Annotated in this window: 19 protein-coding genes, 1 tRNA gene and 2 riboswitches; of the genes, 12 read left to right on the top strand and 8 right to left on the bottom strand. The window is 66.0% G+C overall.

Annotation, left to right across the window (positions count from 1 at the left end):
• Positions 1-116 precede the first annotated feature (116 nt).
• From GVL61_RS10060 to GVL61_RS10020, 9 genes are all read left to right on the top strand, one after another.
• Complete coding sequence (locus GVL61_RS10060; protein WP_159979535.1) at positions 117-2,381, top strand: FdhF/YdeP family oxidoreductase; 2,265 nt, start codon at positions 117-119, stop codon at positions 2,379-2,381.
• 270 nt (positions 2,382-2,651) lie between these two features.
• Complete coding sequence (locus GVL61_RS10055) at positions 2,652-3,815, top strand: mechanosensitive ion channel family protein (RefSeq protein WP_159979533.1); 1,164 nt, start codon at positions 2,652-2,654, stop codon at positions 3,813-3,815.
• A 100-nt stretch (positions 3,816-3,915) separates the two neighbouring features.
• The gene (locus GVL61_RS10050; protein ID WP_235037612.1) at positions 3,916-5,985 is read left to right on the top strand and encodes a transglycosylase domain-containing protein; all 2,070 of its coding nucleotides are present in this window, start codon (positions 3,916-3,918) and stop codon (positions 5,983-5,985) included.
• A gap of 102 nt (positions 5,986-6,087) precedes the next feature.
• Positions 6,088-6,783 (top strand): TetR/AcrR family transcriptional regulator, encoded by a 696-nt coding sequence (locus GVL61_RS10045; protein ID WP_159979531.1) that lies wholly within the window; start codon positions 6,088-6,090, stop codon positions 6,781-6,783.
• A 152-nt stretch (positions 6,784-6,935) separates the two neighbouring features.
• Positions 6,936-8,273, top strand: coding sequence for an SRPBCC family protein (locus tag GVL61_RS10040; RefSeq protein WP_159979529.1), 1,338 nt, complete (start codon positions 6,936-6,938; stop codon positions 8,271-8,273).
• 128 nt (positions 8,274-8,401) lie between these two features.
• Positions 8,402-10,660: a TonB-dependent receptor gene (locus GVL61_RS10035; protein ID WP_159979527.1), complete on the top strand. Its 2,259-nt coding sequence runs from the start codon at positions 8,402-8,404 to the stop codon at positions 10,658-10,660.
• 122 nt (positions 10,661-10,782) lie between these two features.
• Entirely contained in the window at positions 10,783-11,529 is a 747-nt protein-coding gene (locus GVL61_RS10030; protein WP_159979525.1) for an SDR family NAD(P)-dependent oxidoreductase, read from the top strand.
• On the top strand, positions 11,526-12,599 hold the full coding sequence (locus tag GVL61_RS10025) for a nuclear transport factor 2 family protein (RefSeq protein ID WP_159979523.1): 1,074 nt from the start codon (positions 11,526-11,528) through the stop codon (positions 12,597-12,599). The genes GVL61_RS10030 and GVL61_RS10025 overlap by 4 nt, the downstream gene beginning before the upstream one ends.
• A 46-nt stretch (positions 12,600-12,645) precedes the next feature.
• The gene (locus GVL61_RS10020) at positions 12,646-13,422 is read left to right on the top strand and encodes an SDR family NAD(P)-dependent oxidoreductase (protein WP_159979521.1); all 777 of its coding nucleotides are present in this window, start codon (positions 12,646-12,648) and stop codon (positions 13,420-13,422) included.
• Positions 13,423-13,460: 38 nt separating this feature from the next.
• On the opposite strand, the gene GVL61_RS10015 is transcribed toward GVL61_RS10020, so the two are convergent.
• Entirely contained in the window at positions 13,461-14,258 is a 798-nt protein-coding gene (locus GVL61_RS10015; protein WP_159979519.1) for an ABC transporter ATP-binding protein, read from the bottom strand.
• Positions 14,252-15,190 carry an iron ABC transporter permease gene (locus tag GVL61_RS10010; protein WP_159979727.1) on the bottom strand — a complete coding sequence of 313 codons (939 nt, stop codon included), beginning with the start codon at positions 15,188-15,190 and terminating at the stop codon, positions 14,252-14,254. The genes GVL61_RS10015 and GVL61_RS10010 overlap by 7 nt, the downstream gene beginning before the upstream one ends.
• 155 nt (positions 15,191-15,345) lie before the next feature.
• On the opposite strand from GVL61_RS10010, the gene GVL61_RS10005 reads away from it, so the two are divergent.
• The gene (locus GVL61_RS10005; protein WP_159979517.1) at positions 15,346-16,206 is read left to right on the top strand and encodes an ABC transporter substrate-binding protein; all 861 of its coding nucleotides are present in this window, start codon (positions 15,346-15,348) and stop codon (positions 16,204-16,206) included.
• On the opposite strand, the gene bluB is transcribed toward GVL61_RS10005, so the two are convergent.
• From bluB to GVL61_RS09980, 5 genes are all read right to left on the bottom strand, one after another.
• Positions 16,193-16,837 (bottom strand): 5,6-dimethylbenzimidazole synthase, encoded by a 645-nt coding sequence (gene bluB / locus GVL61_RS10000; RefSeq protein ID WP_159979515.1) that lies wholly within the window; start codon positions 16,835-16,837, stop codon positions 16,193-16,195. The genes GVL61_RS10005 and bluB overlap by 14 nt on opposite strands.
• Before the next feature lie 43 nt (positions 16,838-16,880).
• Positions 16,881-17,489 carry a cob(I)yrinic acid a,c-diamide adenosyltransferase gene (cobO, locus tag GVL61_RS09995; protein ID WP_159979513.1) on the bottom strand — a complete coding sequence of 203 codons (609 nt, stop codon included), beginning with the start codon at positions 17,487-17,489 and terminating at the stop codon, positions 16,881-16,883.
• A 1-nt stretch (position 17,490) separates the two neighbouring features.
• Positions 17,491-21,345, bottom strand: a complete 3,855-nt coding sequence (gene cobN, locus GVL61_RS09990) for a cobaltochelatase subunit CobN (RefSeq protein WP_159979511.1) — start codon at positions 21,343-21,345, stop codon at positions 17,491-17,493.
• Positions 21,345-22,394, bottom strand: coding sequence for a cobalamin biosynthesis protein CobW (cobW, locus tag GVL61_RS09985; protein ID WP_159979509.1), 1,050 nt, complete (start codon positions 22,392-22,394; stop codon positions 21,345-21,347). Before cobW ends, cobN begins: the two co-directional genes overlap by 1 nt.
• Positions 22,395-22,571: 177 nt before the next feature.
• A riboswitch (cobalamin riboswitch) is annotated at positions 22,572-22,815 on the bottom strand.
• Between the two features lie 66 nt (positions 22,816-22,881).
• Positions 22,882-23,436, bottom strand: coding sequence for a histidine phosphatase family protein (locus GVL61_RS09980; protein ID WP_159979507.1), 555 nt, complete (start codon positions 23,434-23,436; stop codon positions 22,882-22,884).
• Positions 23,437-23,505: 69 nt separating this feature from the next.
• Positions 23,506-23,576, top strand: a riboswitch (cobalamin riboswitch).
• 58 nt (positions 23,577-23,634) lie between these two features.
• On the opposite strand from GVL61_RS09980, the gene GVL61_RS09975 reads away from it, so the two are divergent.
• Together GVL61_RS09975 and GVL61_RS09970 are read left to right on the top strand one after the other, a co-directional pair.
• On the top strand, positions 23,635-23,862 hold the full coding sequence (locus GVL61_RS09975; protein WP_200844734.1) for a CbtB-domain containing protein: 228 nt from the start codon (positions 23,635-23,637) through the stop codon (positions 23,860-23,862).
• Between the two features lie 7 nt (positions 23,863-23,869).
• Positions 23,870-24,619: a CbtA family protein gene (locus GVL61_RS09970; protein ID WP_159979505.1), complete on the top strand. Its 750-nt coding sequence runs from the start codon at positions 23,870-23,872 to the stop codon at positions 24,617-24,619.
• A 253-nt stretch (positions 24,620-24,872) separates the two neighbouring features.
• Here the strand turns inward: GVL61_RS09970 and GVL61_RS09965 are convergent.
• Positions 24,873-24,949 (bottom strand) — tRNA-Met (locus GVL61_RS09965).
• Between the last annotated feature and the right edge of the window lie 51 nt (positions 24,950-25,000).

Here is a 25,000-nt window from a genome sequence, read left to right as displayed (position 1 = left end):
TACCCCCCTATGGTATATTTGGCGGATTCGCAAGCGAGCGCTTCCGACGAACGATTCCGCTCGAAATAACGTCGCTCCATCCCTAAATCGGAACACAGACAGCGGAGGCCTGCACCTTGTCCGATGACCAAACTGCGGAACGGAACGTCGAAGGCATCGGCGATTACAAGGGACCGGCGGGTGGCTGGGGCGCGCTCAAAGCGGTAGCACGCACGGTTGCCGAGCAGATGAAGGCCAGCACCGATACGCGGGCTCTGCTACAGATGAACCAGCCCGATGGTTTCGATTGCCCCGGCTGCGCGTGGCCTGATCCCAAGCACACCTCCTCATTCGAATTTTGCGAGAACGGCGCCAAGGCCGTGACTTGGGAAGCGACCGTCAAGCGCGTCGACCCCGGCTTTTTCGCCCAGCACACCGCCACTGAACTGTGGGGGTGGAGCGATCACCAGCTTGAAGATGCAGGCCGCCTGACAGAACCGCTGCGCTACGATCCCGAAACCGACCACTACATACCGATCACCTGGGACGAGGCCTTCGCACGGGCCGGCGCGGCATTGCAGGCGCTAGACCACGCCGACCGGGCCGAGTTCTACTGCTCTGGCCGGGCGTCGAACGAAGCGGCTTTCCTTTACCAGCTGTTCGCGCGCGAATTCGGGACCAACAATTTCCCCGACTGTTCGAACATGTGTCACGAGGCGACCAGCACCGGCCTGCCCAAGTCGATCGGCATCGGCAAGGGTACGGTGACGCTGGAAGATTTCGATACCACCGACGCCATCTTCTGCATCGGCCACAACCCCGGCACCAACCACCCGCGCATGCTCGGCACGCTGGCCGAGGCTTCGAAACGCGGCGTGCCGATCATCGTCGCCAACCCGATGCGCGAGCGCGGGCTGGAGCGGTTCAAGTCTCCGCAGCATCCCACGGAAATGCTGTCGACCCATTCCACCCCGCTCGCCTCGGCCTATCATCAGGTGCGGATCGGCGGCGACATGGCGATGCTCAAGGGCATGATGAAGGCCCTCTTCGCGATGGATGAGGCCGAAGGCGGCATCCTCGACCATGCCTTCATCGCCGAACATACCGAAGGCATCGATGCGCTTCGCGCCGATATCGAGGGTACGTCGTGGACCTGGATAGAGGGGCAGTCGCGCCTGACGCGGGAGGCGATCGAGAGCATGGCGGCGGTCTATGCCGGGGCCGAGCGGGTGATCGTGTGCTACGGCATGGGGATCACTCAGCATAGCCACGGCACCCAGAACGTTCAGGCCATCGCCAACCTGCTGCTGCTGCGCGGCAACTTCGGCAAGGCCGGCGCCGGCATCTGCCCCCTTCGCGGCCATAGCAACGTGCAGGGCGACCGCACCGTGGGCATCACCGAACTTCCGGCCGAAGACATGCTGGAGCGCCTCGATGCGGCGTTCGGCATCGCCAGCCCGCGCAAGCACGGCCACAATGCCGTCGAGGCGCTGATGGCGATGCATGAGGGCGAATCCAGGGCGCTGATCTCGCTGGGCGGCAACCTTGCTGTCGCGATGCCCGATCCCGAGGCGTGCTTCGCGGCGGTGCGGGGGCTGGACCTTTCGGTGAACATCCTCACCAAGTTCAACCGAACGTGCCTGCTCACCGCGAAAGAGACGCTGGTACTGCCGTGCCTGGGCCGCACGGAACTGGACGTTCAGGCCGCCGGGCCGCAGTGGGTTACGGTTGAGGACAGCATGTCGATGGTCCACGCCTCGCGAGGGAAGCTGAAGCCGCCGGGGCCGCAGGTGCGCTCCGAACCGGCGATCGTTGCCGGGCTTGCCGCTGCCGCCATGCCGCATACCAAGGTCGACTGGGCCGCGCTGGTGGCCGACTATGACCGCATCCGCGACGGGATCGAAGCGGTTTATCCGGACTTCCACGATTTCAACCTGCGCGTGCGCGAACCGGGCGGCTTCCGCCTGACCATCGCTCCGGACAAGCGCGTCTGGAAGACGCCGAGCGGCAAGGCGCAATTCTTCGCCCATCCGCTTGTGGAGGAGAGCATGGAGGGGCAGCCGCTGCTACTCACCACCATCCGTAGTCACGACCAGTACAACACCACGATCTACAGCCTGGACGACCGCTATCGAGGCGTCACCGGGCGGCGCGACGTGATCTTTGCCAACGAGGTGGATCTGGCGATGCTGGGGCTGGCGCATGGCGACCGGGTTGACGTGACCACGCCCACGGGCCGCACGCTCAAGGGCTTCACGGTGATCCGTCATGCCATCGCACGCGGGTCGCTGGCGGCCTATTATCCCGAGGCCAATTGCCTTGTACCGCTCGATGATTTCGATCCGGCCAGCGGGACTCCCGCCTATAAGTCTATCCCCGTCAGGATCGAGGCGGCGGCCTGACAGTCTGCAGTTGCGCCCGCCGACATGTCGGGCTTCTGACCCGACATTCGTTGACGGGCACTGCTCGGACTGGATAGAGGGACCTTCCCCCGTGAACGGTGCGGCCCGGCCGATGGCCGGGAACAAATTTGGTGCTTCGGTCATTGCAATGATCCGCGCCGATGCCTGGCTCATGCAGCCCGGGTGTCGCCGATCGACCGGTCTGTACGGGTTACCCCGTGGTCGGAACCAGGCCCTGCCGGCGCCGCAATGCAGGATGACGAACACGCGATGAGCGTAAGCACGACCCCGAATTCCGCCCCCGCACACCACGCGGTTCCCGACGTTTCCGTCCAGCTTCGCGATCTTTCTGGGTCCAGTCTTGACTGGTTTCAGACCTACTGGCTGCAGATTATCATCGCTGGCGTCATCGCCGTAACCATCGTCACGGGGCTTTACGCACTACGGCGGCTGGGTACGAAACTATGCAATCCCGAACGCGGCCGAGCCGACTGGCTGCTCGTCGTGGGGCGCGTGGTGTCCAAGACGACCAACTACTTCATCATTATGGTCGCGATCCGGGCGGTCGACGGTTATGCGCAGACCCCGCCGGTCCTCGACCGGTTCATCACATTCCTGTTCACCCTTGCGGCCGTGGTGCAGGGCGCGATCTGGGCGCGTGAGTTCATCCTCGGCGCCATAGAACACCGCACCTCGGCCGAGCACTTCCAGGGCGAGGCGATCATTAATGCGATGGGCCTGATCCGTCTGCTGGTCAGCGTAGTGGTCTTCGCGGTGGCGACGGTGGTGCTGCTCGACAATCTGGGCGTCAACGTGACTGGCCTTGTCGCGGGTCTCGGCGTCGGCGGCATCGCCATCGGTCTTGCCGCGCAGGGCATATTCGCAGATCTCTTCGCGGCTCTGGCGATCATCTTCGACCGTCCGTTCAGCAAGGGCGACCAGATCAGCTTCGGCACCAGTTCGGGTGTGATCGAGGCCATCGGCCTGAAGTCCACGCGTATCCGCGCCTATTCCGGCGAGTTGCGGATCATCGCCAACAAGAACCTGCTCGATAAGGAAATCCTCAATGTCAGCGGGCGGGACCATATCCGCCTGCCTTTCACCATCGGCGTCGCCTATGAAACCCCGCCCGAGACGCTGGCACGCGTGCCCGACATCTTGAAGGAACTGGTCGAGGCCGAAGGCGGCAAGCCCGCGCGCGCCGGGTTCGAGAGTTTCGGCGCCAGTTCGCTGGACTTCACGCTGTTGGTCGACGTGCCGGGACGTGACTGGGCGGTGGCGCATCCGCTGCGCGACCGACTGGTGGTAGCGATCATGAAGCGCTTTGCGGCGGAAGGCATCTCGATCCCTTACCCGACGCAGACGACTTTCACCGCCGCCCCCGATGGCACCATGATCATGCCTTATGCGGAGAAAGCCGAGGCTCGCGAATAACGCTGTCCTTATCCTCTCCGAGTTCGGGGAGGATAACCTGCATCGCCGCTGCACGCTTGATGATGCACTGCGGCAAAGAATCGTATAGCAGTGCCGGGCGATGGAGCTTTCTGGACACGTCATTGCCGATCCCGCCCAGCCGCTTGCGCCTGCCGCGCCGGAATCGGTTGCGCTTCCGCTTCCGGCCAAGCCCCGCCGGTCCCGGTGGAAACGGATCAAGCTTGGCCTTGCGGCGGTCCTTTTCCTTGTTGTCGGCACGATAGGCTATCTGGCCGTCACCGCGCCTCTGTCTAAGTCGCTGCAGCCGATCGCGCCGCCGGAAATCACCCTGCTTGCCGCCGATGGCACCCCGATCGCGCGCAACGGAGCGATCACCGATTCGCCGGTAGACGTATCAAAACTGCCGCCGCACGTCGTCCATGCCTTCCTCGCAATCGAGGACCGGCGTTTCTATAGTCACTGGGGCGTCGATCCACGGGGTATCGCCCGCGCTGCGTGGAGCAACCTGACCGGGGGCAGCACGCAGGGCGGCAGCACGATCACGCAGCAGCTCGCCAAGTTCACTTTCCTCACCGCCGAACGCTCGTTGACCCGCAAGGCGCGTGAATTGCTGATCGCTTTCTGGCTTGAGGCATGGCTGACAAAAGACGAGATTCTAGAGCGTTACCTTTCGAACGCCTACTTCGGCGACAACACTTATGGCCTGCGCGCCGCGTCGCTGCATTACTTCCACCGTCAGCCCGAAAAGCTGACCGAAGGGCAGGGGGCCCTGCTCGCCGGATTGATGAAGGCGCCCTCTCGGCTGGCGCCGACGAACAATTTTGCGCTTTCGCAAAAGCGGATGCGGCTGGTGCTTCAGACCATGGTCGAGGCTGGTTACATGACTGAGCAGGAGGCCAGGGCCGTCTCAGCGCCCCGGCTGGACGTGCGCGACCGTAGCGAACTGCCGACCGGCACCTACTTCGCCGACTGGGCACTGCCTCAGGCCCGCCAGATTGAGGCCGCCGGCTATGCGGGGCAAACCTATCGCACCACGCTCGATTCGCGTCTGCAGGCGGCCGCGCACCGCGCTATCCGGCAGGCTGGTGCGGGCGAGGCACAAGTCGCGCTGGTGGCGATGCGCCGGAACGGCGAGGTCGTGGCGATGGTCGGCGGGCGCGATTATTCAGCCAGCCCGTTCAACCGCGTGACACAGGCGCGGCGGCAGCCGGGCTCGACCTTCAAGCTGTTCGTCTACCTCGCCGCGCTCAAGGCGGGAATGTCTCCGGATGACACGGTTCCCAATACCCCGATAGTCGCGGGTTCCTATCGTCCGCAGAATGCGGGCGGCGCCTATTCGCCCACGATCACGCTGGAGGACGCGTTTGCGCGCTCCAGCAATGTTGCGGCGGTGCGCCTGTTCTCAAAGGTCGGAGACGAGGCCGTCATCGACATGGCGCGGCGTCTTGGCGTTACTTCGCCGTTGCCGGCCGGCGATCCCAGCCTTGCGCTGGGCACGGCCAGCATGACGCTGCTGGAACTGACATCGGCCTATGCCGGGGTGGCGGCAAACAGCTTCCCGGTCGCTCCGCGGGCGTTTCCGGTGCCTGAAGCGGGTTGGTTCGACTGGTTGCTCGATGGCAAGCGCAGCCTGTCCTCGCGCGATCATGAGGCCATCGAGGGGATGCTGCGGGCTACGATCAATCGCGGAACCGGCCATGCCGCGATGCTTCGCGGACCGAATTTCGGCAAGACCGGGACCAGCCAGGAAAATCGCGACGCATTGTTCGTGGGCTATTCCGGTGATCTCGTCGTCGGCGTGTGGGTCGGCAACGATGATAACTCGCCGCTCAAGGGCGTTTCGGGCGGCACCGTACCCGCGCGCATCTGGCGTGACTTCATGCGCGATGCCTTGGGCGAGAGGCCTGCGCCGTCGCGTCCGAAGGCAGCGGATCCCGACGGGCCGGTGCAACCGCTCGACGTGCCCGAGATCGGCGACATTCCGGTGGGTGACGACAGCCATGTTCGTATTGAGGATGGGCAGGCGGTAATCAGCACCAAGTTCGGCGGGGTGCCGCTCGACGTGCAGATCGATGGGCAGGGGCTGCGGATCAATCCCGGCAATAGCGGACAGGCGACACCGCGCAGCACGCCGCAGCCGGTTCCCGCACCGTCTGCACCGGGGCCCTGAGGGACGGGGCCGTTCTTGCGCAGTGCGCGGTTGTCACCGGCACTCTGACCCGCCATGAAAGCGACATGCGACCGCACGCCATTCGCGCCGCATCGAGGGGTCATGACGGAAGCGAAGATCAAGCCAGACGCGGGCAGGGCTCCCAAGGGCGGCACGCCCAAGGGAGAGGCAACGCGCAACCAGATCCTCGACGCTTCCGAGATACTGTTCGCCCGCAACGGCTATCTGGGCACCTCGCTGCGCGATATTGCGCATGAGGCGGGGGTGCGCATGGGGCTGGTGCACTATCATTTCGGCAACAAGCACCTCATCCTCGACGCCGCGCTGGAGCGTAAGCTGGACCTGCTACGTTCCACCATCGCGGAAAGCTTTGCGCGCAGGCAGGCGCAGCCAGGTACTTTCGGGCTGGAGGAGATCGTTGCCGCCTTCATCCTGCCGTTCCTCCATGCCGCCTCTACCGACGGCGACCCCTTGCGCAATTACATCGTCATGACCTCGCACCTGATGAGTTCTTACAGGATGCCGGAGCTGCGCCCGATCCTCGGCAAGCTGAGCGCCGTGTCGCAGATCCTGACAGATCAATTGCGCATCCACGCGCCGACCATCCCGGAGGGCAACCTGCTGGCGGGCGTCTATCTGATCGAGGCGGCGCTGATCTTCATGGTGCAGGACCCCGGCTTCCTCGACGATCTCAGCCGTGATCACCATTCCGTTGCGCGGCTGGAGGACATGGCGCGTCCGGCGCTGAAGTTCTTCGCAAGGGGCCTCGAAAGCCTGCAGGAGCCTTCCGCAGGTTGATCGGTCGCCGGGCGTTAGGCGGATTTTCCGTCTCTCTTGCTCACCCCTCAGGCCTGATCGTTTTGATAGGTTGGTCGATCGACCAGTTTTGTTATCCTCGCCTCAACGAAGACACGGACCTGGCAAGGGCCTGCGCACGGGAAAGAGACGAGATGGGAAGGCAAGACATCGACGCCCTGATGATCGACGGCCGTAATGCAGCGAACCTGCGCGGCGATCCGATCACCGGAGACCGCTACACCTCACCTGAATTCATGAAACGCGAGTGGGACCGTATGTGGACCCGCATCTGGCACATCGCGGGCCGCACTGCCGAGCTGGAAGAAGCCGGTGATTACGTGGTCCATGATTTCATGAACGAATCCGTCTTCTGCGTGAAGCAGGAGGACGGTTCCATCAAGGCGTTCTACAACTCCTGCCGCCACCGCGGCATGCGTCTAGTGTGGGACGCCAGCTCACAGGACAGCTTTCAGTGCCCCTATCACGGCTGGGTCTGGGGCAAGGACGGCGTGCTCGAAAAGGCGCAGGACCCTGAGGACTTTCCGCAGGGCAACCCCTGCGGCAAGCTTAAGCTGAAGGAACTGCGCTGCGCGACCTGGGGCGGCTTCGTGTGGTACACGATGGACGACGAGGCGCCCGAACTGCTCGATTTCCTGTCGCCCATGCCCGAGCTTTACAAGAATTACCCGATGGACACCGGCGTGCGCGTCTTCTGGATGAAGATCGACCTCGAAACCAACTGGAAATTCGCGACCGACAATTTCTCGGAAAGCTACCACACCCGCACCGCGCACCCGCAGGTGCCGCCCTGGATCGACCAGGACGTGGACACGGCGCGCCATGAAATGTGGCCGGGCGGGCATGGCCGTACCGTGCAGCCGATGCGCCCCTCGCTGTCGGACCGCTTGTCCGACGGCGTCCAGCATCCCTTCGACATGATCCTGCAGCAGTGGGATATCGACCCGGCGTCCTACCCGGACTTCGAGACCAAGGCGATGCAGGGCTGGCTCGACCTAAAGGCCGCCAAGAAGCGCCTGTGGCAGGAGCGCGGCTATGTCCACTACGAGCATATGGACGACGAGGAGATTACCGACAGCCCGCACACGGTGATGTTCCCCAACGTCACCATCAGCTTCTTGCCGGACAACGTGATCCTTTTCCGCACCGAACCGCATCCGACCGATCCGAACAAATGCACGTTCGACTTGTGGTGCATGGCCTTCCCTGTGGCCGGGCAGACCATGGTGGAATCGATCATGGCCGGCCCTCAGCCGCTGCGCGAGGCCGAGTTCCAGCACCGCGCCTTCGACAACGGACGCGGCGTGCCCGAAATCAAGGACCAGATCGTCTATCAGGACATGATGCTGGCCGAGGGGCAGCAGCGCGGAATGCATTCGCGCGGCTACGAGGATGCCTATCTCTCCGGGCAGGAGACGCGGGTGCGTTTCTTCCACGAAGTGCTGAACGACTACCTGGAGGGGCGCCGCTAAGGCCGCCCTCTCATACCGCCATCTGCCCCGGACCATGTCCGGGGCGAAGTGACCATCCGTGCACCACTGGCTCGGGGGAATGCGCCTGCGCGCGCGACGATAATGAAAAAACTCAGGGAGGAATATCGATGAAGACCTGGCTCAAGGACAGTTCACGTCTCGCTCTCGGCGCTGCCGCGCTGATGGCATCGCCCGCCGCCTTCGCGCAGGAGGCCGAACAGCAGGGCGGCATTCAGGAAATCGTCGTCACCGCGCAGAAGAAGTCCGAGAACATCCAGGACGTGCCGATCTCGATCACCGCGATCGGCGGCGAGGCCCTCGCGGCCACGCAGGGTACCTCGCTTCAGGCGCTTCAGGGCCAGATCCCCAACGTCCAGATCGACAACTTTGCCAACACCCCGCAAAGCGCCGTCTTCACCGTGCGCGGCATCGGCGTGATCGAGCCGGACCCTTATGCGGGCAATACCGTGTCGATCGTGGTCGACGGGGTGCCGCAGTTCTTCTCGATGGGCGCGCTGCTCGACCTGTATGACGTAGACCGCATCGAAGTGCTGCGCGGACCGCAGGGCACGCTGTTCGGCGCCAATACCACCGGCGGCGTCATCAACGTCGTCACCGGCCAGCCCACGGGTGAGTTCGGCGGCCACGTCAAGGCGGTTTACGGCAACTACAACCGCTTCGACGTGACCGGATCGATCGAGGCGCCGCTGGTCAAGGACGTGCTCTCGCTGAAAGTCGCAGGGATACACACCCAGCGCGAAGGCTGGGTAACCAATGTCGTCGACGGTTCCGACATGGGAAGCAAGAACCTCGACGCGGTGCGCGCCTACCTGCGCTTCACGCCGGGCAGCAATTTCGACGCGACGCTTCAGGGCGAATACGTCAACGCCCGCAACGGCTCACCCATCGTCATCAACGGTGCCCGTCCGGGCGAGGCGCTCTACACCGCGCCGGGTACTGCGGGCATGTACGTCAGCCCCTGCGCAACCCAGGGCATGTGCACCGCGCCCGACAAGTATTACGGCGCCAACAATTCGGTGCCCGACGAGTCCAACATGGACACTTATTCCGGCACCCTGACGATGAACTGGCGGAACACGCCGCTGGGCGACTGGACCTCGATCACCGGGTACAAGCACTTCAAGCTGCGCGAGTTCACCGATCAGGACGGCACCCCGCTGTTCCTGAACGACACTTACCGCCGCACCGAAGGCTGGCAGTTGAGCCAGGAACTGCGCACCAATCTTGAACTCACCGATACGCTGAACGTGCTGGTCGGCGGGTTCTACCTCAAGAACCACTACGATCACATCCAGGCCTACCGCCTGCAGTTCGCCGCGCCCGGCCTGCTCCAGACCAACCTGCAGGATCAGGACAACTACTCCGTCTCCGGCTTCGCGCAGGCCTATTGGAAGGTGACCGACCGGCTCAAGCTGCAGGCGGGCATCCGCTATTCGCATGAGCGCACCGTTTCCACGCCCAGCCTCATCACCAGTATCGGTGATCCGGCCGGCTCGAACTACACGGGCGAGGGCAACACCGTTATCGGCAGCTTCACCGTGGGCGGCCGGAAAAGCTGGAACAACGTCGGCTGGAAGCTGGGCGCGGACTATGAAGTGGCCGACGACGCCCTGCTTTATGCAAGCTGGTCGCGCGGCTTCAAGTCGGGCGGCTTCACCGCGCGCGTCGGCGTTCCGGCGGATGGTAACACGCCTTTCAACCCGGAAAAGGTCGATACCTTCGAGGGCGGCATCAAGGCCGACTTCCTCGACAGGCATCTGCGCGTGAATCTGGCTGCGTTCTACACCAACTACCGCGATATGCAGGTGGCGCAGATCTACTTCGATACGGACACCGCCACGCAGGGCAACCGCATCCTCAACGCGGGCAAGTCCGAGATCAAGGGCTTCGAGCTGGAAACCACCGCCGTCCCGGTGGAGGGTATGACCCTGCGCGCTTCGCTCGCCTACCTTGACGCCAAGTACAAGCAGTTCCTCTACGGCGATCCGCTCTCGGGCGCGATCATCGATCTGGAGGGATACCGCCTGCAGAACGCGCCCAAGTGGAACGCCAGCTTCGGGGCCAATTTCGTGATCCCGCTCGGCAACGGCGCCGATCTGGTGAGCGACGTGAGCTACACCTACACCAGTTCAAAGTACTACACCGCGATCCTCGACACCCCGCGCTCGAAAATCCAGCCCACGCATCTGGTCGACGCGACGCTGACCTACAAGCCGGACGGAGCTGCCTGGTCGCTGGGCCTTTGGGCGACCAACCTGCTGGATTCGCGCTATCTTTCGACCGTCTATGACAGCCCCGGTTACGCCGGCCTCGCCGGCTACGCCCCGCCGCGCCAGTTCGGCGCTTCGGCCAGCTTCAACTTCTGAGGATGACGGGATGAAACGCCTTCCTTCCCCGTCACTCCCGCTTGCGCGGAGAGGGCGAGGGAGGAGGAGAGGATGAATGCGAGTGGAGCGACCCATCGCTCACAGCGAAAGGAAGAACCAGCATGAACCGCGTAGCAGGCAAAGTCGCCCTTATCACCGGCGGGGCGTCGGGCCTTGGCGCCGCCGACGCCCGGCTTCTGGCAGCGGAAGGCGCGCAAGTGGTCATCACCGACCTTCAAGCAGACATGGGCCGCGAAGTCGCCAGATCGATCCCCGGCGCGCTGTTCTTCGAGCATGACGTGCGCGACGAGGCCCAGTGGCGCGATGTCGTGGGCAAGACCATGGCGCATTTCGGCAGGCTTGATGTGCTGGTCAACAATGCGGGGCTCGTGCGCTTCGGCAATGTCGAGGAGTGTGATCTCGAAACCTTCCGGCTGCAGATGCAGGTGATGGTGGAGGGGTGCTTCCTCGGTTGCCACACCGCCCTGCCGCACATGACCAAGGGCGGCGGCGGTTCGATCATCAACGTCGCCTCGGTCGCCGCGCTCAAGGGGATAAGCGCGATCCCCGCCTATAGCGCTGCCAAGGCCGGCATTATCGCCCTGACCCGCAGCGTGGCGATACATTGCCTTGAGCAGGACTACAAAATTCGCATCAACGCCATCGCGCCGGGCGCCCACGATACGCCGATGACGCAGGCCGCGCTGGCCCAATTGCCACAGGACAACGCCGGGCTGGATCAGGTCCATGCGCGCGGGCAGGGCACGCCGCAGGACGTGGCGAACCTCGTGCTGTTCCTTGCCTCCGAGGAATCGCGCCAGATAACCGGCACCCACATCGTCATCGACAACGGGGAGACGGTGGGATGAACATCGAAGGCATCGCCGATATCCAGGCGATCTCAAACGTGCTGGCCTGCCACAGCCGCGGCGTCGACCGAGCCGACGAGGGCCTTTTGGCGGGTTGCTATCACGATGACGGCACCGTCGATTACCGTTTCTTCGCAGGGCCTGCCGCGCAGCTCGCAGGCATCCTTACAGGCGCGCAGAAGGCGGGCCCGGTGACACTGCACCGCACTGCGCAGATGTGGATCGAACTGGACGGGGACCGGGCCGCCTCCGAAAGCTACATCATGGCATACGCCTCCAGCGCGGAGACGCAGCACCTGATCTGCGGCCGATACCTCGACCGGCATGAACGGCGCGGCGGCGAATGGCGCATGAGCCACAGGACCTATGTGCTCGACACCAATCTCAACTGGCCGGGCGGCGGCATGCTGCCGGAACTGGGTTCGCTGGACAATCACGTACCACTCGGCGGCCACGGCGCTGCCGATACCGGGATCGCCCTGCTTGCCCAGGCGCGCGCGAAGAACACCGGCCAAAACCGCCAAAAAGGATATCAGCCGATGACCCATAGCCAGCAGACCCTCGACGCCGTCGTCTCGCGCCAGCAGATCGCCGACCTCACCATGGCCTATTGCCGGGGCGTAGACCGCGCCGATGCGGCGCTACTGGGACAGGTGTTCCACGCAGATAGTACGGTGATCAGCGGCGCCTTCAACGGCAACGGCCAGGAATTCGCCGTCGCCATCTGCGCGCTGGTCGAAGAAACTTACGCCCAGACCTTCCACTCCATCGCCAACCAGTGGATCGAGGTATCCGGCGACGGCGCCGTTGGTGAAACCTACGTGATCGCCGTTTCCACCAGCATGGACGGCGCGACCGACACTCTCACCGGCGGCCGCTACATCGACCGTTTCGAGCGCCGTGACGGACGCTGGGCGATCGCCGAGCGCAGCTTCGTGCTCGACTGGACCCGCACCGAGCCCAGCACCCGCGACATGACCGGCGGCATGTACGCCCCGCTCGACCTGCACGGCGCCCGCGGGCAGTCGGACCCCGTCTATGCCTTTATGCGAGGTGACGGCGCGGGGTGAAACCTCCACCGTCGATGAAACACATCGCTTCGAGGGAGAAATGACCATGGATACCACCCGTCTGGACGGCGCCATCGCGCTTGTCACCGGCGCGAACGGCGATATCGGCTCTGCCGTCGTTCGCCTGCTGGCAGAACGCGGCGCCACCGTGGTCAGCACCGACCTGCGCGCGCCCGCTGAGGCAGCCGGGGAGTTTGTGCCCCTCGACGTGACGAGTGAGGCAAGCTGGGCCGAGGTGATTGCGGTGGTGGAGGGGCGTTACGGCGCTCTCGACGTGCTGGTCAACAATGCCGGCATCGCGCCGATGGAGCGGCTGGACGCCATGGCGCTGGAAGACTGGCGCCGCTGCCAGCAGGTTAATGTCGAGGGTCTGTTCCTCGGCCTCAAGGTCGCATCCGACCTTCTCGCCCGCAGCGGCCCCCGCCGTCAGGGCGGCGCTTCGGTGGTCAACCTGTGCTCGGGCGCGTCGGACAGGCCTGCCGCGTTCAGTGCCGCCTATTGCGCCAGCAAGGCCGCCGCGCGGATGCTGACGCGGGTGGCTGCGGTGGAGTTCGCCACGCTGGGTAAACCGATCCGCGTTAACTCCGTTCACCCCGGCGTTGTCGAATCCGCGATGATGGACGACATCCTCGCCACATATTCGCGCATCAGCGGGGGCACTTCGGTCGAGACCCTGCGGGCGGGCGTTGCTGCGGGCAACCCGATGGGCCGCTTCGTGGAACCGGCGGAAGTGGCTGAGGCCGTGGCCTTCCTGGCCTCAAGCGCGGCGCGCTACGTGCACGGCGATGCCATCCACGTCGACGGTGGCTACGCGGCGGCCTGATACATCCGTCGCCCCGGATCTGGTCCGGGGCGACGAGGTCATTCCCCCTCGACCTGAGGCTTCGGCCAGCGCCCGGTCGGCACCACCATCGGCGTGGCGCCGACGATATCGATGTGCGCGGTCACACCGTAGACAGTGCGCAGCCGTTCTGCGGTCAGCACTTGCGCCGGGGTGCCCTCGGCCACCAGCATGCCGCGCTCGATCAGCAGAAGGTGGTCGCAGTAGCGCGCCGCCATCGTCAGGTCGTGCAGCACGGCGACGACGAGCGCCCCGCCGCGTGCCTCGCGGGCAAGCAGTTCCATGACATCGATCTGGTGCCCTGGGTCGAGCGAGGCCAGCGGCTCGTCCACCACCAGTCCCTGTGCACCCACCGCCAGCGCGCGCGCCAACATCACCCGTGCTCGCTCGCCGCCCGAAAGCTCGGTGGCGATGCGGCTGGCAATGTGCGCCACGTCGGCGCGGGCCATGGCTTCCAGCACCGCCTCGCGATCTTCGATGGAGACGCGCGACATCGGACCAAGATGCGGCAGGCGGCCCAGCGCGACGAGCCGCTCGACACTGAGCGGCCAGTGCAGCGTCTGGCCCTGCGGCAGGTAGGCGACGGTGCGGGCCAGTTCGCACGGAGAAAACGCCTTGAGGTCCCGCCCCTCGATTTCGATCGAACCGCGCAGCGTGGGGACAAGGCCCAGCACCGCGCGCACCAGAGTCGACTTTCCCGCGCCGTTGGGACCGATGATCCCGGTCAGCTTGCCGGGCCGCAGGGTGGCGCTGAGGCCGGTGAGGACCGCCTGGCGGCCGAGGTCGGCGGAAATGCCCTTGATCGTGATCGTCACCACAGGCGGCGCTCCCGCAGCAGGTGGACAAGGAAGACCGGGACACCAAGGAAGGCTGTCACCACGCCCAGCTTCAGTTCGCTGGCGGTCGGGATCAGGCGCACGAGGATGTCAGCGCCGGTCAGCAGGATCGCGCCGCCCATCAGTGAGGGCAGCAGCAGCGCCGACGGGCTGCGGTCGGTCAGTGGGCGGATCAGGTGCGGCACGATCAAGCCGACGAAGCCGATCGAGCCTGAAACCGCCACCGCGCCCCCCACGCCGATCGCCACGCCCAGCAGCAGTCGGATGCGGGTACGCGAAAGGTCCACGCCCAGCGACCGGGCGCCGTCCTCACCCAGCGACAGCGCATCAAGCGCGCGCGGGTCGTAGAGCAGCAGGGTGATGCCCAGCATCACGCACGGCAGGGCGGTCCAGACATGCTCCATCGTCCGGTTCTCGATCGAGCCGAGCAGCCAGGCCATGATCTCCATCGCTGCGAAGGGGTTGGGCGACAGATTCAGCGCCAGGCTGATCCCCGCGCCCGCCAGCGTCGAGACGGCGATGCCGGCAAGGATCAGCGTCAGCGGGCTTTCCGAGCGCCCTGCCAGCGCGAACAGCAGCATCAGCGCGATCAGGCCCGAGGCGATCGACAGCACCGGCAGCAGCGCGGGATGCCAGTCCGCCACGCCGAAGTAGATCGCCCCCACCGCCCCCAGCGCCGATGCGTTCGATGCGCCCAGCACCGAAGGCTCGGCCAGCGGGTTGCGCAGGTAGCCCTGCAGCACTGCCCCCGCCAAGCCGAGCATCGCCCCCACCAGAAGCGCGACCAGCGTGCGCGGCAGGCGCAGCTGGAACAGAATTGCCTGCGCGATTGTATCGCCGTGGCCGGTGAATGCTGCGAAAATCCGATCCGGTGAGAGTGTCACGGGGCCAAGATTCACCGACGCCAGCGCCATGACCAGCACACCGACAAGCAGTAGCGGGATCAGCGCCGGATGGCGGCCCGTTGGCGAAAAGGCAGGGAAAGCATCGACTGGCACGAATACCTCGAATTGGATCGGTTCCCCGTCACGCTTGTGTCCCGGGGTCGTGTTGCTATGGATGCGCGCAAATGGCGCTTACGGCTTATCTTCGTTGTGGCAAGCTAGCGGTTTTCGCTCTGGCTATCGGTCTGGGCGGCGCGGCCGCGTGGAGCAGCGCTGCTATCTTGGCGCAGCGGCCCAAAACGGCGCCACAAAGGATCGTTTCGCTCAATTTGTGCGCCGACCAGCTGGTGTTGGCGCTGGCTGATCGAGGGCAGATCGCGGGCCTTACCCGCAATGCTGCGGATCCCCAGATGTCCGCTGCTGCCTCTGCCACGCGGGGCCTGCCCATCCTGCGCGGCTCGGCCGAAGAGATCATGGCGATCGACCCCGATCTCGTCATCGGCATGCCCGCGCGGCGCAGTCCGGCCATTGCCGTGCTCAAATCGCGCAAGTACCCGGCGCTGGATATCAAGTCGCCCAGCAGCTATCCCGCGATCCTTGTCTCGATCCGCGAGGTGGCGAAGGCCGTCGGCCATCCCGAGCGCGGCGAGGCGCTGATCGCACGCATGAACCGCGATCTTGCCGGACTGCCGAAAGCGGGCGGCGGCAAGGTAGCCGCCTACTACCAGCGGCGGGGCTACATGACCGGCACAGGCACGTTGATCGATGACCTGATGACGCGTGCGGGACTGGTGAACCTCGCCGGAAAACTGGGCAAACCGGCGCTTTCGCAGATGAGCCTGGAGGAGATGGCCGCAGCCCGGCCGGACTTCCTCATCGTTGATACCGCCACCGACAAGATTGTCGATCAAGGCACCGAGATGATGCACCACCCGGTGCTGGAGGGTATCCCGCGCATCGGCATCCCGCAGGCATGGACGGTTTGCGGCGGCCCCGCTTATGTGAAGGCGGCGCGTGCCCTGTCGGCAAAAGTCATCGCTCGCTGACATGGGTGCTCCCGTCAAGACGGGCTTGCCAGCCAAGGCGTTGAAGTTCAGGCACCAGGTGCGGCTCTTCCGGTTCGCCAAGGCAGAGCAGGGCGATGAAATTCCACGCCGGGGGCACATCCAGTAGCGCCGTCACCGTTTCGGGCGCGGCGATGGAGACCCAGCCCAGCCCCAGCCCCTTTGCCCGCGCGGTAAGCCAGAGGGTATGGATCGCCATCACCACCGACCATTCGCGCGTTTGCGGCATCGTTGCTGCGCCCAGTCCGCCGCCGATTTCGGTTGCGTCGTCGCAGAATACGGCGATGACTTCAGGCGCGTGGTCGAGACCGTGCAGCTTCAGCGCCGCATAGGCGGCGCGGCGTTCAGGGCCGGGCATGGCCTCCCCGGCGCGTGCCACTTCGCCGTCGACATGGCGGGTGAGTGCCTCGCGCAAGGCCGCTGAGCGCACTCGCACGAAGCGCCACGGCTGCGAATTGCCGACAGAGGGGGCGAGTTGCGCGGCGGCAAGGAGTTCAGCCACGACATCTTCCGCAACAGGCTCCGGTCGGAAGCGCCGCACGTCGCGGCGCCAGGACAGCAGCGCGGCGAGGTCGTCGCGGAAGGCGGGGTCGAAGCGAGGCGGCAGCGTCACAGCGAACCCAAGGATGAAAGGCGGGAGGTCATCGGGAGCGGCCCTAGAACTCGATGCCCGGCTGCGCCTTGACGGCCTGTTCGCGATAGGGGTGTTTTACCAGCGTCATTTCGGTGACGAGATCGGCCTGTTCGATCAGCCTCTCAGGGGCGTTGCGCCCGGTCACGATAACGTGCTTCATTTCGGCGCGGGCGGTCAGCACTTCCAGCACTTCGTCCAGCGGCAGGTAGTCGTAGCGCAGGACGATGTTCAGCTCGTCCGCCAGCACCATGTCATAGGCGGGGTCGGCGATCATGCGCTTCACTTCGTCCCATGCCTCGCGGGCGAGTAGGATGTCGCGGGCGCGGTCCTGGGTGTTCCAGGTGAAGCCTTCGCCCATCGCCTTGAATTCCACGTTGTCCGGGAAAGCGGCGAACACGGCGGTCTCGCCGGTGGTCATCGCGCCCTTCACGAACTGCACGACGCCCACCTTCTTGCCATGACCGATGGCGCGCACCACCATGCCCAGCGCGGCGGTGGTCTTGCCCTTGCCCTTGCCGGTGTTGACGATCAGCAGGCCCTTCTCGACGGTCTTGCCGGCGAGGATCTTGTCGTGGGCGGCCTGCTTCTTCTTCATCTTCTCGGCGTGGCGTTCGTCGGTGCGTTCAGCCATTTCAAGCTCCTGCGATTTCGGCGAGCAGGACGCCCGCGCTGTTTGATCTGGGTTTCCACAAGCCGCGCTCCAGCGCCTCGGCGAGCCGGGCGGCGGTTTCGCGCAGCGCTGCCGGGTTGGCCTGCGCCATGAAGTCGCGCACCGCCTCGTCCTCGATGAAGGCGGCGTGGACGGCGTCGAAGTGGTGGTCCTTCACCGCATGGGTCGTGGCGGCGAAAGCGAACAGGTAGTCGACCGAGGCCGCGATCTCGAACGCGCCCTTGTAGCCGTGGCGCATCACGCCCGCGATCCACTTGGGATTGGTGACGCGGGCGCGCACGACGCGGCCGATCTCGTCCTCCAGCGTGCGCACCACGGGGCGTTCGGGGCGCGAGTGGTCGTTGTGGTAGGACAGCACCTTGCGGCCCTTCAGGTGCTCCACGGCAGAGGCGATGCCGCCTTCGAACTGGTAGTAATCGTCGCTGTCGAGCAGGTCGTGTTCGCGGTTGTCCTGGTTCTGGACCACGGCGTCGGTCTGGGTGAGGCGGGCGGCGAACAGCTCGCGCTCGGCCTCGCCTTCCACGCCCGCGCCGTAGGCATAGCTGCCCCAGTCGAGGTAGACCTGGGCAAGATCGGCGCGTTCGTGCCAGATCTTCTCGTCGATCATCGCCTGCAGGCCGGCGCCATACGCGCCCGGCTTCGATCCGAAGACGCGTGCTCCGGTGCGGCGGGCGGCGGTGGCCGCGTCCTCGCCGGCTTCGACCAACGCGGCGAGTTCGGCGCGGTGTCGCGCTGCTGCGGGGTTGTCGCTTTCGGCTTCCTCCAGCGCCATTACGGCGCGCGCGGCGCTGTCGATCAGGTCGATCTGTTCGGGGAAGGCATCGCGGAAGAAGCCCGAGACGCGCAGGGTCACGTCCACGCGCGGGCGGCCCAGTTCGACCACCGTCATCATCTCGAAGCCGGTGACGCGGCCCGAGGTCCACTCCCAGCGCGGGCGCACGCCCATCAGCGCGAGGGCCTGCGCGATGTCGTCGCCGCCGGTGCGCATGTTGGCGGTGCCCCAGGCGGATAGCGCCATGGCTTTCGGGTATTCGCCCTCGCGCTGGACGTAGTCCTCGACGAGCAGCTGCGCGGACTTGTAGCCCAGTTCCCATGCGACGGCGGTGGGCACGGCGCGGGTGTCTACCGAGTAGAAGTTGCGGCCCGTGGGCAGCACGTCGGGGCGGCCTCTTGTCGGGGCGCCGGACGGTCCGGGCAGGACGAAGCGGCCTTCGAGTCCGGCGAGGAGGGCCTGCGTCTCGGCATCGCCGCAGCGGTCGACGCGCGGGGCGAGGTTGTTTGCGATTTCGGCGAGGACGGCGGCGGTGCGGGGCATTGCGGCCTGCACATCTTCCCCGCCGTCAGCACTACCCCCGCTCATCCTGAGCTTGTCGAAGAATCGCAACGCAGCGCCAGCATCCTTCGACAAGCTCAGGATGAGCGGGGTAGGGGGCTGGATCGGGAAGGCCAGGGCCTCTATCCACGCCGCCGCCAGCAGTTCAAGCCGCTCCACCGTATCGCCCAGCGTGCGCCACGGATCGCTCGACATCGCCTCCAGCACCTGCGGACGCGGGCCCAACCAGGCATCGCCCATCCGGCAGTCGAGGGGATCGAACGCGAACCCGAAATCCTCCGCCATCGCGCGCAGGAGGGAGGCTTGCCCCGGCCCGTCATACCCGCGCGGCGTCCTTGCCAGCGCCACCAGCAGGTCGCGCCGCAGCCTGCCCTCGGGCGAGTGGCCGAAGACGTGCAGCCCGTCGCGGATCTGCAGTTCCTTCAACTCGCACAGGTAGTTGTCGATGGCCGAAAGCGCATTGTCATCATCGCCCAGCGCGCCTGCGTCCTGATCCAGCCCCTGACCGCGTGCAAGGTCGAGGATATCGCGCCGGAGCCGCTCCAGACGGCGCGGGTCCATCCCGGCGGCGAGGTAGTATTCGTCCACCAGCGCTTCGAGATGCTTGAGCGGGCCATAGCTTTCGGCGCGGGTGAGGGGCGGCGTCAGGTGGTCGATCACTACGGCGGAGATGCGACGCTTGGCCTGCGTGCCCTCGCCGGGATCGTTGACGATGAAGGGGTAGAGCTGCGGCAGCGGGCCGGCGCAGATCTCGGGGAAGCAGTCTTCCGACAGCGAGATGGCCTTGCCGGGCAGCCATTCCAGATTGCCGTGCTTGCCGACATGGACCAGCGCCTGCGCGCAGAAATGCTGCTCCAGCCAGATGTGGAAGGCGAGGTAGGCGTGCGGCGGCGGGAGCGCCGGGTCGTGGTAGCTGGCCTTGGGGTCGATGTTGTAGCCGCGCGCCGGCTGCACCGCGAGGGCGACATTGCCGAACTGGTGGACGGCCAGGCGGAAGGCGCCGTCCTTCACGAACGGGTCGGCCTCGGGCGCGCCCCAGCGATCGAGCATGAGGCTGCGCGCGGTTTCGGGCACGGACGCGAAGGCGGCGTGGTAGTCGGCGAGGGGCAGGGCGATCTCACCGGGCCTGTCCAGCGAGGTCAGGTCGTTGGTCACGCCGCCGGTCATCAGCGCCATCAGGCCCGCGCCGTCCTGCGGGGCCGCGCCGACATCGTAGCCCGCGCCGCGCAAGGCTGCGAGGATCGAGGCGGCGCTGGCGGGAGTGTCGAGGCCGACGCCGTTGCCGATCCGTCCGTCGCGGTTGGGGTAGTTGGCGAGGACCAGCGCCACGCGGCGTTTGGCGGGAGCGGCGGCGCGCAGGTGCGCCCAGTTGGCAGCAAGGCGGGCGACGAAGGCCACGCGGCTGGGCGCCACGCGGGGCACGACGATGCCGCACTGGGTCACTTCGTCGAAGTGCTGCGCGGCCTTGAAGGCGACGGCGCGGGTGAAGATGCGCCCGTCCACCTCGGGCAGGGCCACGTTCATGGCGAGGTCGCGCGGGCCGAGGCCGCGCGCGGCGGCGAGCCAGTCGGCTTCTTCCACGCCGGCGAAGGCGACTTGCAGGATCGGGCAGTCGGCGCGTTCCAGCACGCCGGGGGTGCGCGGCTCGCCCGAGGAGGAGGACGCGAAGCTGGTGGCGTTGACGATGACGTCGGGGGCGATCTCGTCCATCAAGGCGCGCAGCCAGTCGATGGCGAAGGGTTCGCGTAAAGCGCGCACGTGCACGGCGGCGACGTTGAGGCCGCGCGATTGCAGGTCCACCACCATCGCGTCCACCGCGTCCAGCGTGCCCGCGATCATCAGCGCGCGGTAGAACACCAGTAGCGCGGTGGGCGCGCCGGGCGTCCAGCGGGCGCGCAGGTCGGCAAGGCCGGGGCGCTCCACGCCGGGGAGGTACAGCCCGGCATCGGCGACGGGCACCGGATCGTCGGGCGTGCCGCAATCATGGCCGATCACGCGCGCCGCAGTGCGCAGGAACGACAGCGCGTTGGCGGTGCCGCCCTGGCGCAGGTAGCCGCGCAAATGCTCCACCTGATCGGCGGGCAGGGTGCAGGCGCGGTCCAGCGCCGGATCGTCCTCGCGCCCGTCGGCGATGGCGGCGAAGGCGATGCCCCGTTCGCGGGCGATCAGGGCGATCTCGTCGATGCCGTAGGGCCAGTAGCTCTTGCCGCCGAGCAGGATCACGCAGACGAACTTGGCGTGGGCGATCACCTTCTCGACGTAGAGGTCGATCGAGTAGGGGTGCTTGAGCTGCAGCAGGTTGGCGAGGCGCACGCTTGGCGCGCCGCCGGGCGCGCCTTGCGGCAACTGCGCGGCTGCCTTGGCGAAGCAAGCCAGTTCGCTGTCCGCCACCGTCAGGATCACGATGTCGCCCGGCGGCTGGTCGAGGTCGATCGCCTCGTCGCCGTTGGAGATGGTGCCCGGAGTGGCGGAAAGCAGGTGCATCAGGCTGGAACGGCACCGAGAACATCGGTCAGCCCCGCCTCGATGGCGGCGCGGTCGAGGCCCTTCTGGCCGATCACCACAAGCTGGGTGCGGCGCGGTTCGGCGCTGCCCCAGGCGCGGTCGTAGAAGTGCTGGATGCGCGGGCCGACGGCCTGCACGATCAGGCGGCCGGGCTTGCCGGCGACCGCGACCATGCCTTTGATGCGCAGCACGTCATGCTCGGCGATCAGCGCGGCCATGCGGGCGAGCAGGGCGTCCAAGTCGGCCACGTCGCCGCCGTGGGCCACGAAGCTGTCGAAGTCGTCATGGTCGTGGCCTTCGTCGAGGCCATCGATGTGCGACCTGCGGCTGTCGAGGTCGTCCTCGGCGGCGGCGGTGATGCCCAGCAGGGCGGCGATGTCGACGGCGCCGTGGTCCGCGCGCACGATCTTCACGCCGGGGCGGGTTTCCGCCAGCACCAGCGCTTCGACGCGGGCGAGGCCGTCCGCGTCCACAAGGTCGGTCTTGTTGAGGACGACCATGTCGGCGCAGGCAAGCTGCTCCTCGAACAGCTCCTCAAGCGGCGAATCGTGGTCGAGCGTGGGATCGGCGGCGCGGGCTGCGGCCAATGCGACCTCGTCGGCGGCGAAGCGGCCAGCGGCCACCGCATCGGCGTCGATCAGGGCGACCACGCCGTCCACCGTCGCGCGGGTGCGGATGTCGGGCCACTGGAAGGCCTTTACCAGCGGCTTGGGCAGGGCCAGGCCAGAGGTTTCGATGATGATGTGCTCGGGCGGGTTGGGCCGGTCGAGCAGCTTCATCATGGTGGGCAGGAAATCGTCCGCCACGGTGCAGCAGATGCAGCCGTTGGCCAGTTCGACGATATCGTCCTCGGGGCAGGCTTCGTCGTTGCAGCCCTTCACCAGTTCGCCGTCAACGCCGACATCGCCAAACTCGTTGATGATGAGCGCGAGGCGGCGGCCCTTGGCGTTCTGCAGCAGGTGGCGGATGAGCGTGGTCTTGCCCGCGCCCAGGAAGCCGGTGATGACGGTGGTCGGCACTTTGCTCAAAGATCTTCTCCCGCGCGCTCACGACAATCGACGCGGCGGGACGCACCGCTGGATCGACGCGCGCGATCGAACGGTTCGGCACGCGCGCGAAGGCGCATGCCGATGCGGCCCCGGCCGCATGAAACAGTCGTCGCTCAGACGGAGTTCACCGTGCCGCGGCCATCCCCTGGGCCAGGGCAAGAGCGACCAGACGCCGGCAGGTCTCCTGGCTCGCGGGTCATCGCTCGATGCACGGCCTTCCCAGGCCTCGCATGTTTCAGCGTCCGGCCCAGTGGCTGCCCATCCCCGCTGGGGGACAGGCGATGTGCATCGCGCTCACCGCTTACAGTTGCAGGGACAGCAGCGGAATTGGGCCGTAAAGCCCGCACCGCCTTCCCGTTTTAAGCCTCGAAATCGAGGCACCGGCGCGATCATTGCCCGTTCATGCCTTGCGGGGCATTCCCGAACCCTTCAGCGGATACCGGCGGGCGTATGGGCTGGCAAGCGTTCAGTTGGGGATGAGCGATTGCAGCCGCCACCGGCCGTTGAACGACAGCAGCGTGCGCGAGAGCGGGGCAAGGTCGATGGCGAGAGTGGCAGGCAGCGGCAGGCCCAGCGCATGGGCCAGCGCGGCGCGGACGGTCATGGGGTGGGTCACGGCGCAGACGGCGCCGGGCGCGGCGGCGATATCGTCCAGCCATGCCCCCGCGCGGGCGTGTACCTGCGCCAGCGTTTCGCCGCCGGGCGCGCCGCCAGCGGGGGCGTTGAGCCATGCGGCAAGGGCGTCCGGGGCGATGTCCTCGAAGGCGCGGCCTGCCCAGGGGCCGTGGTCGATATCCGCCAGCGCCGGGTCGATCCGCACCGTCAGGCCCATCGCCGCTACCGTTTCGCGGGCTGCCTGCGCTGGGCTGCACCGCAGTTCCGCCGTGTATTGCGAAGGCAGGCGGCAGGCGGCGGCAGCTTGTGCGCCGGGTTCATCGAGCGGGTCGGCGGGGCCGGGAAAGCCGCCGCTGCGGCTCAGCTTCGTGGAGGCCGCGCATAGCAGCAGGAGCGATGTCGCCACGGGGAATTTCCAACTCTTCGTTGACGCGGCAGCCTTGCGCGCCCTAAGTGGCGGCGGCCTTCGGGATGAGGAAGCCGGTTTGAGTCCGGCGCGGTCGCGCCACTGTAATCGACGCCATGCCCCGGCGTCGAGAGCCAGACCTTCATCCCAGAAGCTGATGGATTCCCCGGGACGCGAAATCCCCTGAAGGAGCGTGACATGGCTACGACTGCCGGTTTGTTCGACGACAGCTTTATCCCCGTACAGGGCGGTGCTGCCATTCCCGTAGAAGACATCGCCCCCTGGGCCGTGCTCGGCACGCTTCTGGCGCTGATCTTTCTCTACTTCGTCAGCACAGAACAGGGCGCCTTCGCGCTGTTCCAGGGCACTTACGTGCACGAATTCGTTCACGACGGCCGCCATCTCCTCGGCTTCCCCTGCCACTGATACTGCGGTGACCAGGGACCTGTTGTGGCGCGGAATGCTGGCCGGCATTCTCGCGGCCTTGCTTGCTACGCTTTTTGCGCGTGCCTTTGCCGAACCGCAGATCGATCTGGCTATCGGGGTGGAGCAATCGCATTCGGCTCATCACATGAGCGCCCCCCATGGCGGTGGATCGACCGTCAGCGAACCTGAGGAAGAAGTCGTCAGTCGCTCGACGCAGAAGGGCGCTGGTCTGCTCACGGCGCTGGCGCTTTACGGGGCTGCGGTGGGCGGAATTTTCGCCATCGTCTTCGCTTATGGCTACGGCCGGTTTGGTGCGATCGGGCCGCGCAGCCTGGCATTGCTGATGGCGGGATTGGTGTTCCTGTTGGTGGTGGTCGTGCCTGCGATCAAGTACCCGCAAACTCCGCCTGCAGTAGGCAAGCACGAAACCGTGGGCCTGCGCACGGCAGCCTACTTCGCGATGATCGCCTTATCGCTGGGCGCAGCGGCCATCGCAGGCAAGGTACGTGCGGCATTGGCGAGCCGATCGGGGCGTGGTTTCGATGCAACGCTGCTGGCGCTTGGCGCCTACGCGGCGATCGTGGGGCTGGGACAGCTCTTGCTGCCTACCATAGACGAAGTGCCGGCCGACTTCCCGGCCACTCTCCTATGGAACTTCCGTATCGCCTCAATCGCGACGCAACTCTTGATGTGGACGACGATTGGCATAGCCTTCGGCCTGTGGGCGGAGCGGGTGCTTAAACGCCAACGCGGCTAAGAACGGAAAACGAGGTCAAAAAAATCGCCGCGTCCTTGCAAGGACGCGGCTTTTTTCATGCTCTCAGGGGATGGGGGCACTCTGCAGCCAGTGCAGAATGTGGGCGCCTGGTGGTGGAGTATAAGGTCGGCATTTCGCCAGCGAAGGCGGCGTGCAGACCAGCGCGCTTCAATGAACAAACGCGGAGTGCCCCGCGAGCTTTTGCTTGCGGGGTTGGTGTATTGTTATTGTGCTGGGTTTTAATGGTTTTGATTGGTTGCGGGGGCAGGATTTGAACCTGCGACCTTCAGGTTATGAGCCTGACGAGCTACCGGGCTGCTCCACCCCGCGTCAATCTTGCGCGTTCTGCAGGAACGCGAAGAGGGCCGCATGGGCCCTCTT

This window comes from Novosphingobium sp. 18050 (assembly GCF_902706195.1).
Taxonomy (GTDB): domain Bacteria; phylum Pseudomonadota; class Alphaproteobacteria; order Sphingomonadales; family Sphingomonadaceae; genus Novosphingobium.
Note: the sequence above shows the minus strand (reverse complement) of the source record. Positions and strands in the feature narration are given on the sequence as shown.